Raw genomic sequence first — 8,988 nt, forward strand, 5'->3', positions numbered from 1 at the left:
GCCGCCCTGACCCAGCATGATCTCAACCTCGCGCAGCTTCCCGATGATTTCCTCGGGCTTGTGCTTCTTGGCAGGCATTCGTCGTCCCTTCCTTGGTCCAGACTGTCATAGTCGATGGACCACTCAGAGGGGGGCAGCTCACACCGCTGGCCACTATCACCATGTCGACCGCCTGATCCCAGGCTCACGGCACCGGATGTAAACGTCCTGCTAACGACTGGTCACTACGTCCAGAACATGCTTCGACAAATCCGTCATCTGGTCAGCCGGGACAATAGCACCGACACTCCGTCATCACATGAGAAGGCACTGCAGCTATCCCGCTTTGTCGAGGCATTTGAGGCCGAAGGGTCTGGCTGGTTTTGGGAAACCGATGCTGAAGGGCGCATCATCTACCTGTCGGAACATGTATGTCGAAAGTTGATGATCGATGCGGTCCGTCTCACCGACATAGTTTTGGCAGACATGTTGGAAGTCGATCCACACGAGCTTGCGTCATCGCGGACCTTGCGCTTTCATATGTCGACAAAGGCGGCGTTCCGTAACGTCTCGGTGCGCGCCACCGGCAGCGATGCCACTGTCGCATGGTCGATCACCGGTCGCCCCAAAAACGATGAGCGAGGCGTGTTCGAAGGCTATATCGGCTCCGGCAGTGACCTGGCTGAGCGTCGCCAGTCGCAAGCCGCTATCACCCGGCTTGCCTATTCCGATGCATTGACCGGACTTGCCAATCGTGAGCGCATGCGTGGCACGCTGGAGAACCTGTTGTTCACTCGGCAAAGCGGGTTCCTGCCAACAGCGCTGCTCCTGCTCGATCTGGATCGCTTCAAGGCTGTAAATGATACGCTCGGGCATCAGACCGGTGACGAGCTTCTGAAGCAGGTTGCCCAGCGCCTGCAGCGCGTGATCGGCTATGGTGGCGTTGTTGGGCGCTTGGGCGGTGATGAGTTTCAGGTAATCATCGCTAACGACACGGTCAGGGCGGGTGTCGAAGCGCTATCTCAGGACATCATTGTTGCTGTCTCACAGCCCTACTCGATCAACGGCAATGTTATCACGATCGGATGCTCGATCGGTATCGCCATCGCCCCGGAACACGGACAATTAGTTGAGGAGTTGGTGCGGAACGCCGATCTGGCGTTGTACGCAGCCAAGGACCGTGGGCGTGGCTTACACCACGTCTACAACGACGACCTGCATATCGAAGCCACACGGCGGAGGGAGATGGAAGACGATCTTCGTCATGCGCTTTCAAATGACGAACTTCATGTCGTCTATCAGCCGGTGGTCTCTACGATGTCCGAGCGCATTGTCGGCTACGAAGCACTTGTCCGGTGGCAGCATACCCGACGCGGCGTGATAAGCCCCGCCGAGTTTATCCCTGTCGCTGAAGAAGCAGGACTGATCGCTGGTATCGGTGAATGGGTGTTGCGTACCGCGATCCGGGATTGCGCGGGCTGGCCAGCGGGCATTCGAGTGGCCGTCAACGTGTCACCGATACAATTCACCAATCCGAAGTTCCCGGCTCTTGTTGCCAATGCCCTGAGTGTGGCCAGCCTTGATCCTGCGCGTCTGGAACTCGAGATCACCGAGAGCGTGTTCCTGAACGACGACGGGTGCACCGACCGCATGTTCAAGGCACTCAAGAATCTTGGCGTTCGCCTGGCACTCGACGATTTTGGAACGGGCTATTCTGCGCTGGGCTATCTGAAGAACGCACCGTTCGATAAAATCAAGATCGATCAAAGCTTCGTACGCGGCGCAATCCAAGCCGGCAACCGCAACGCGGCGATCATCCGGGCCATTGTGACGCTGGCGACGACCTTTGGCATGGAAACCACAGCCGAGGGTGTCGAGCATCAGGATGAGATTGCCTTTGTTCGCGATCTCGGATGCAGCCATATTCAAGGCTATGTTTATGGTCGCCCCGAGCGGAACGAGCACGTTCTCTCCGCTTTGTCCGGGTATGGCGATCCGGCCGAAGCCATAGGACACAAGGTGAGCCGCCCCCCGCGTGAGAAGGTCATACGAAAGGCACGACTGAACAAGGGCGGCGCTCGCGAGGAAATCGTGATACGAAATGTCTCTAGCGGTGGAGCCATGATCGAAGGCTCGGCCCTGACGACATCAGACATCGACACGGACGTGCTTATAGAGCTTCTCCAGGGACAGATTCGCGCGGGTCAGGTTCGCTGGGTTGATCGCGGCAAGGCGGGCATATGCTTTCGCGATAATGCTGGGTAGTTTAAGTGTCTCTTGCTCCAGTTTACTCGAACGTCACCCCCTTTCTGAAGTAATTGAAGTTTACGGTGCCTAGCCATAACTCGAAGGTCAGGGCAATGCGACGCCCCAGCTGCCATACTATGCTGGGGTGTCGCCACCTTAGGGGATCAGCCGTTCAGCGCGTCCTTGACTGCCTTGGCAGGCGTAAAGGTCAGCTTGCGGGATGCGGCGATCTGCATGGCCTCGCCGGTTGCGGGGTTGCGGCCTTCGCGCGCCGGGCTGTCCTTGACCTTGAACTTGCCAAAGCCCGCCAGCGAGACCTCCTCACCCTTGGCGGCTGCGGCGACGATCGCGGCCATCAGCGCATCGACCGCCTTGCGGGCGTCGGCCTTGCTCATGGCGTGTTCGGTCACCAGCGTCTCGGCAAGCTCGGCATTGTTCATGGGGATCATCTCCAGAAAAGGGCCGTAATCCCTACGGGGAAGCGCGCCTCGCGATCAACCATGCCTCTTATCATACTCTGTATCATGCATGACCCGCCCCCATGGACGGTGCTCGGCGCCGTGGGGATATGTCAGTTATTCCGACAGTTACACAGCGTTTACGGTGACTGTGCGATATGGCGGCTATGCATCAAGGCCCTGTCATCGCTGACGCCATCTCGTCCTCACGAACGCAGCTGCATGCGGAGCTGTTGGCGGGCCCCAACGTCAGACTGTGCCTGCCCCTAGCCGAGCTCAACGCGGTGACCGAGCTGGTGAAGCAGAAGTTCGCCAGCGACATGAGCGCATTCTCGATGCTCGATCGTGAGTGGCAGTGGCTGACGGCTCGCTGCGGGATCGACGGCGACAGGTTGCCACGAGAACACAGCTTTTGCGGTCGGGTTGTCGACACCAACGAGGCTGTCGTTGTTCCCGATACCCGGTTGGACCCGGCCTATTGCGATCATCCGTTGGTCATCGGGGCTCCCCATGTCGCAGCCTATATCGGCGTGCCGGTAATCGTGCATGGCGAGGATGGCACTGACATCCTGGCCGGCTCACTGTGTGCGGTCTTCTACAAGCCCCGTAGCTTCAGCGAGGCAGATATCATCGAACTCGGCAAGCTGGCGGCCATCGCTGCGGCGCTGGTCGGAAGCCGCCTGACCGCCATGGAGTTGGCCAATCTGGCACTCGAGCACCAGAACGATCTGCATCGGCTTGGCCGATTGCACCGCCAGCTCGGCCAGGCAGAACGCATCGCAGGGATCGGCTCATGGCGCCTGGATCTGGCGGATAATCATGTTCATTGGTCCGAGCAGGTCTACGCCATTTACGATCTGCCGGTTGCTCAGACTCCGCCTCTTGAAGAAGCGATGAGCTTCTATCCCGACCGTTCTCGTGTGATCTTGGCGGATGCAATCGCGCTAGCCATTGAGCAGGGCCGAGCGTTTGACGAGGAAGCGGACTTTATCTCCGCTACCGGCAAGCTGAAACGCGTTCGCTGCATGGGTGAGCTGGAGCTGCATGACGGCAAGCCTGTTGCCATAATCGGTGTCTTCCAGGACATCACCGCCCGCTATGAAATGGAGCAGGCTCTACGTCGTTCGGCCACGACGGATGAACTGACCGGCTTGACCAATCGTGCCGGCTTCAATCGTGCACTCAGCCAAACTATCATGGGTGCGCGTCGCGATGCACAGACGTTTGCCCTCCTCCTCATCGACCTGGACGGCTTCAAGGCTGTCAATGATCGTCTTGGGCATCTGAAAGGCGATCAGGTGTTACAGACGATCGCCATGGTTCTGAAATCGCCCTACCTGGCTGGTCAGGTCTGCGCCCGCCTTGGCGGCGACGAGTTCGCAATCATCGTTCAGGGCAAGGATGAGGCCGCCATGTCCTCACTGACCGAAACCTTGCAACAAGATCTGCGCCACTGTGTCGATGTAGCCGACGGCACATGGCTCACCGTGTCCGGTACGATCGGGGTCAGCTGGTTTGAACCGCTCCTGACTGGACGCGATATGCTGCGTCGGGCCGATACGGCACTCTACCATGGCAAGCGCAAGCAGCGAGGAACGGTAACAACTTACTGTGCCGCGATCGAGCATGGTATTTGTTACGAGCAGTAAGGTAACCCCGGCGGATGCAGTGACCTGAGCCCTCCGGATTGGTCCATTCTTTGTGGGAAATTCCCGGTTAGGTTTGGCAGGTGCCGGACGAGGGAATCCGCCGATGAATAAGTCGAGGTTCAGCGAGCAGCAGATAGCGTTCATCCTCAAGCAGGCCGAGGATGGAACAACCGTCGAGGAGGTTTGCCGGAAGGCCGGCATATCAATCCAGACCCCGGCCTACGCCGGGGCAGGCTCTATTATCGATGGCGTAGCAAATACGGAGGGTTGATGCCGTCGGAGATGAAGCGCCTGAAGGTGCTGGAGGAGGAGAACGTCCGGCTGGAACGGCTGGTGGCGAACCTCAGCTTGGACAAGGAGATGCTTGCCAAGACGTCATCCGCCGAAAAATGTAGGGCCTAGTCGAGCCCGGGAGATCGTCGGCTATTTGCAGGCGAGCTACCAGGTCAGCGAACGGCGAGCCTGCGGCGCGTTTCCGATCAATCGATCGACCCAACGCTATCAGTCCCGCCGCCTCGATCAGGCCGGCCTCAAGATGCGGATCAAGGAGTTGGCTGCGACCCGTGTTCGCTACGGGTATCGACGCATCCATGTGCTGCTGCGGCGGGAGGGCCGGGAGATCAACCACAAGCGCACTCATCGGCTGTGTCGCGAACTCGGGCTGCAGCTGCGCAACAAGACGCCCAAGCGCAAGGTGAAGGCGAAATTGCGCGATGACGGACGCCGGCGATGGCACCCAACGAGTGCTGGTCGATGGATTTCCTGTCGGACCAGCTGTTCGACGGGCGCAAGATCCGGGTGCTGTCGATCGTCGACAGCTTCACCCGTGTGTCGCCAGCGCTCGATGTACGGACAAGCTATCGCGGATCTGACATAGTCGAGACGCTCGACCGCATTGCCGTGGCACATGGTCGTCCCAAGCGCATTCGTCTGGACAATGGCCCGGAATTCATCTCGAAGGATCTCGATCTGTGGGCCTATCAGCATGATGTGGTGCTGGACTTCAGCCGCCCCGGCAAGCCGACCGACAATGCGTTCGCGGAGGCGTTCAACGGCCGGGTGCGGGCCGAACGCCTCAACGCATACTGGTTCTTGAGCTTGGACGACGCACGGTTAAAATGTGAGGCGTGGTGGCGTGATTACAACGAGCACCGTCCGCACAGTTCCCTCGGCAACCAAACCCCGATGGAGCGTGCTTTTTCGTCAGGGCAGGCATCCCTGCCCTGACGAAAAGAGAGCCGGTTTTCTCATAAAGACCGGGCCAGAGAAGGGGTGAGGCTCAGACGACGATGCACTAACTGTCGAACCGGACCACCCGGTGGGGACTGCTAAATCCAGCTTCAGTGTCCAGCGGTCGCCGTGTCCAAGCTAACGACCTTAGCCAATCGTCATTTCCGGTTGCTGGATTTCCCGCGACGGAAGCGGCGAACTGCCACGACACCGCTGTTTTCCGCGTCTTCCCGGGCGAGCTTTCGCCACCGTTCGACACGAGCGGGATCAAGATCGCCTACCGCCATCGCGAGGTGGATAGCACATCCGGGCTCGTCGGCGTGTGTGCAGTTCGTGAACCGGCAGTCGAGCGTCACGGCTGTGACGTCGTCGAAGACCTCGGTCACGCCGGAGGCCACTTCGGACATTTGGAGTTCGCGCATGCCGGGCGTGTCCACTAGCCAGCCGCCACCATCAGCGGCAGGGCCGTTCGCACTACCGGTGAGGCGATGCATTTCGCGCACGGTCGTTGTGTGCCGGCCTTTGCCGTCGTCTTCTCGAACGGCTTGGGTTGCAATGCTCTCCGATCCCTTCAGCGTGTTGACGATGGTCGACTTGCCGACGCCGGACGATCCCACCAGCGCAACCGTCTCCCCGAGGCCGCAATAGCCGGCGAGGCGGACGGCGCTTGTCGGGTCGCGCCCGTCAACCAGTTCCACTCGCAACCCCGACTGGAGCGAGCGCGCGGCCTCGACCAATCGCTTGGGCGCAGGCGATCGGTCGCCCTTTGTGAGGACCAAGACGGGACGGACGCCGACTTCGCCCGCGAGCACGAGATAGCGCTCGATGCGCGCAACGTTGAAGTCCTGATCACACGACGAGACAATGAACAGCGTGTCGACGTTCGCGGCGATGAGCTGAACGCGGCGGTCGTCACCTGGCGCGGGCCTCTTGAACAGGCTCGTCCGATTAAGGAGACGCACGAGGGTTCGGCTCTTCCGATTGATCAGCAGCCAGTCGCCAACGGTAGGTCGGTCCTCCGCTCCCCCCTGTACGGGCAAGCTGGACGAGATCGATTCCTCTATTCCCTCGCCCAAGACGGTCACCCTTCCGCGATGAACCGACATGACGCGGACAGGCTGACAGTTCTGGCTCTGCTCGACGGAGACCTGCTTGGCGAAGAAGGATCTCCAGCTAAGCTGCCCAAGAGTGAGGTCGGACGACATCATCATTGCGTCAGCCCTCACTACTCGCCTGATTGATCTGCATCCGGCGTGACTTGCTCAGCCGCCCGCTTATCCGCCTTGGCTTGCGCCTTCTTTGCAGACTCGGCCGCCTTGGCCTTCTCGCGCTCGCGGCGCTCGAAGTCGTAATTTGGTTTGCGTGGTATGTTTGTCGCTCCGGCGGTCGGGGTTGCCGCTTGAGCGAACAACTCAGCCAAAGGATCCTTAACCCGGCTACACTGATCCGCTGTTCGTTACCAAACTCGCAGCAAGGCGCCTGAGGGTGCGGGATCGAGTCAAGCTAGTCCCTCAAGCGTCACCAAGGATGACTCTCTTCGCCTATGAGATCCACAAGCGGTCACTCCAAACGTCGAACGGGCGTACCCATTTTACCATTCATAACACGATCGGCGATTTTGCACTCACATCCACGACAGAGCTACGCACATGCGCTACGCTATCGCAAGGCGCTCACGCTTATTTGCGCAAACGGGGCCAATCCAACTCCGGTGGGCTTGTAGCAACCATCTGACGGTAGACGTCGGGAACAGCAAGCTGCATCTCTCTGCAGAAAGTCGCAACGAAAGAGGATGAGGCCGCGTGCAGATTACCAGGCGATCCGTCATCGGCGCTGCAACCGCACTGGCCGGCACAGCGATATCAGATCCAGCCTGCGCAAAGGACGATGCGCAATGGCATGCGCTAGCCCAGGATGTGAAAGCGCAGATGGCATGGTCCTGGGACTGTTACCGTGATCGTGCCTGGGGCAAGGATGAGATCAAGCCGGTAAGCGGGGCCTTCTCGAGCTTTCCGCTCCAGACGCATCATCTTGGGCTCAGCCTCATCGAGGCGCTTGATACGCTGTGGGTGATGGGTCTCGACTCCCGGTTTGGGGACGGCGTCGAGTGGGTCAAAACCCACTTCGACGCAGACGTCGATGGCGAGGTATCGGTGTTCGAGACGTCGATCCGTCTTGTCGGCGGGCTTCTGTCCGCCCACCTCGCGTGCGGTGACGCGGTATTGCTCGCCAAGGCGCGCGATCTTGCGGATCGGCTGCTGCCGGCCTTCGCAACGCCGACCGGCATGCCCTACCGCTTCATCAATCTCCGAACCGGCATGCCGCGCGAGGCGGTCACCAGCCCTGCTGATATTGCCACTTACCTGCCCGAATGGGGCACACTCAGCCGCCTGACCGGCGATCCCCGCTACGCGGCCGCCGCACGCAAAGCGATGACCGCGGTCTTCGAGCGGCGCTCGCCCCTCGATCTGGTGGCGACCAAGATCGACGTGCTGAGTGGCGCTTGGCGCTCCCGCACCGCGACAATCGGCTCCTACTGCGACAGCTTCTTCGAGTATTTGTGGGATAGCTGGCAGCTGTTCGGCGATGCCGACTGCAAGCGCATGTATGATGTGTGCACTGCCGCCATCCTCAAGCATCAGCAGGTCTGGAAGGACCATCAGCTGTGGTTCGCCGACGTCGACTTTGAGACCGGCGCCGTGATCTCGACCGAGCAGGACGAGCTCGCATCCTTCTATGGTGGCCTACTTGGCCAGGGTGGCGCCCTCCGGCTGGGCGCCGCTTATACCGAAAGCTGGGCCAAGGTGCAGGCGCGCTATGGCATCCTGCCGGAAGGCTATGACTACGCGACATCGCAATCGACTCAAGTCACCAACGCACTGCGCCCCGAACTCGCTGACGCGGCCTTTACGCTTTGGCTGATCGATCGGCAGCCACGCTGGCGCGAAATTGGTCGCCTCCACTTTGAGGCGATGAAGCGGTGGAACAAGGCTACCTATGGCTACACCGATCTTGTTGACGTGACAGCAATGCCTAAGCGTCAGGCCGATCATTGCCCAGGCTATTGGTGGTCCGAGCAGATGAAATATTACTACCTGCTGTTCGCTGATACGGCGCGATTTGATTATTCCAACAATTACCTGACGACAGAGGGAAACATCCTCAAGGGCCTGCGTCGCAATTAATTGTAAGATGTAACCTACACCTGCCTATTTTTGACCTGGGTGCTAAGTCTAGCGAGCGGAGCGTGCGATCTGATCAAGGCTACAATGACCCGATTGCGGTCGTTCGTTGCCTTTAGACCATGATGACATCAGGCTGACGCATATCCGGAGTTGCGCAGATAGTTGCGGCACTCGTCTGGTGAGAAGGCATTGAGGAGCGATCCGACACGGCGCCATGTTGCTTCATGGGATCGCTCTGCG

Annotated in this window: 6 protein-coding genes and 2 pseudogenes; 4 read left to right on the top strand and 4 right to left on the bottom strand. The window is 59.7% G+C overall.

Going from position 1 to position 8,988, the window contains the following annotated elements:
- Positions 1-237: 237 nt before the first annotated feature.
- Positions 238-2,244, top strand: a complete 2,007-nt coding sequence (locus BRX43_RS19325) for an EAL domain-containing protein (protein ID WP_164523689.1) — start codon at positions 238-240, stop codon at positions 2,242-2,244.
- A gap of 146 nt (positions 2,245-2,390) precedes the next feature.
- On the opposite strand, the gene BRX43_RS19330 is transcribed toward BRX43_RS19325, so the two are convergent.
- Positions 2,391-2,666, bottom strand: a complete 276-nt coding sequence (locus BRX43_RS19330) for an HU family DNA-binding protein (RefSeq protein ID WP_125996696.1) — start codon at positions 2,664-2,666, stop codon at positions 2,391-2,393.
- A gap of 302 nt (positions 2,667-2,968) precedes the next feature.
- On the opposite strand from BRX43_RS19330, the gene BRX43_RS19335 reads away from it, so the two are divergent.
- On the top strand, positions 2,969-4,333 hold the full coding sequence (locus tag BRX43_RS19335) for a diguanylate cyclase (RefSeq protein ID WP_164523690.1): 1,365 nt from the start codon (positions 2,969-2,971) through the stop codon (positions 4,331-4,333).
- Between the two features lie 103 nt (positions 4,334-4,436).
- Positions 4,437-5,560: pseudogene (locus tag BRX43_RS19340) on the top strand (IS3 family transposase).
- A 161-nt stretch (positions 5,561-5,721) separates the two neighbouring features.
- On the opposite strand, the gene rsgA reads toward BRX43_RS19340, so the two are convergent.
- Together rsgA and BRX43_RS19350 are read right to left on the bottom strand one after the other, a co-directional pair.
- The gene (rsgA, locus tag BRX43_RS19345; RefSeq protein ID WP_241215089.1) at positions 5,722-6,774 is read right to left on the bottom strand and encodes a ribosome small subunit-dependent GTPase A; all 1,053 of its coding nucleotides are present in this window, start codon (positions 6,772-6,774) and stop codon (positions 5,722-5,724) included.
- Between the two features lie 14 nt (positions 6,775-6,788).
- Positions 6,789-6,983: a hypothetical protein gene (locus tag BRX43_RS19350; RefSeq protein ID WP_125996698.1), complete on the bottom strand. Its 195-nt coding sequence runs from the start codon at positions 6,981-6,983 to the stop codon at positions 6,789-6,791.
- A 382-nt stretch (positions 6,984-7,365) separates the two neighbouring features.
- Here BRX43_RS19350 and BRX43_RS19355 point away from each other — a divergent pair, with 382 nt between their 5' ends.
- Positions 7,366-8,748 (top strand): glycoside hydrolase family 47 protein, encoded by a 1,383-nt coding sequence (locus BRX43_RS19355; protein WP_241215090.1) that lies wholly within the window; start codon positions 7,366-7,368, stop codon positions 8,746-8,748.
- A gap of 128 nt (positions 8,749-8,876) precedes the next feature.
- Here the strand turns inward: BRX43_RS19355 and BRX43_RS20640 are convergent.
- Positions 8,877-8,988: pseudogene (locus tag BRX43_RS20640) on the bottom strand (IS630 family transposase); the annotation flags it as partial.

Origin of the sequence: Sphingomonas sp. S-NIH.Pt15_0812 (assembly GCF_003951315.1) — a bacterium.
Lineage (GTDB): Bacteria > Pseudomonadota > Alphaproteobacteria > Sphingomonadales > Sphingomonadaceae > Sphingomonas.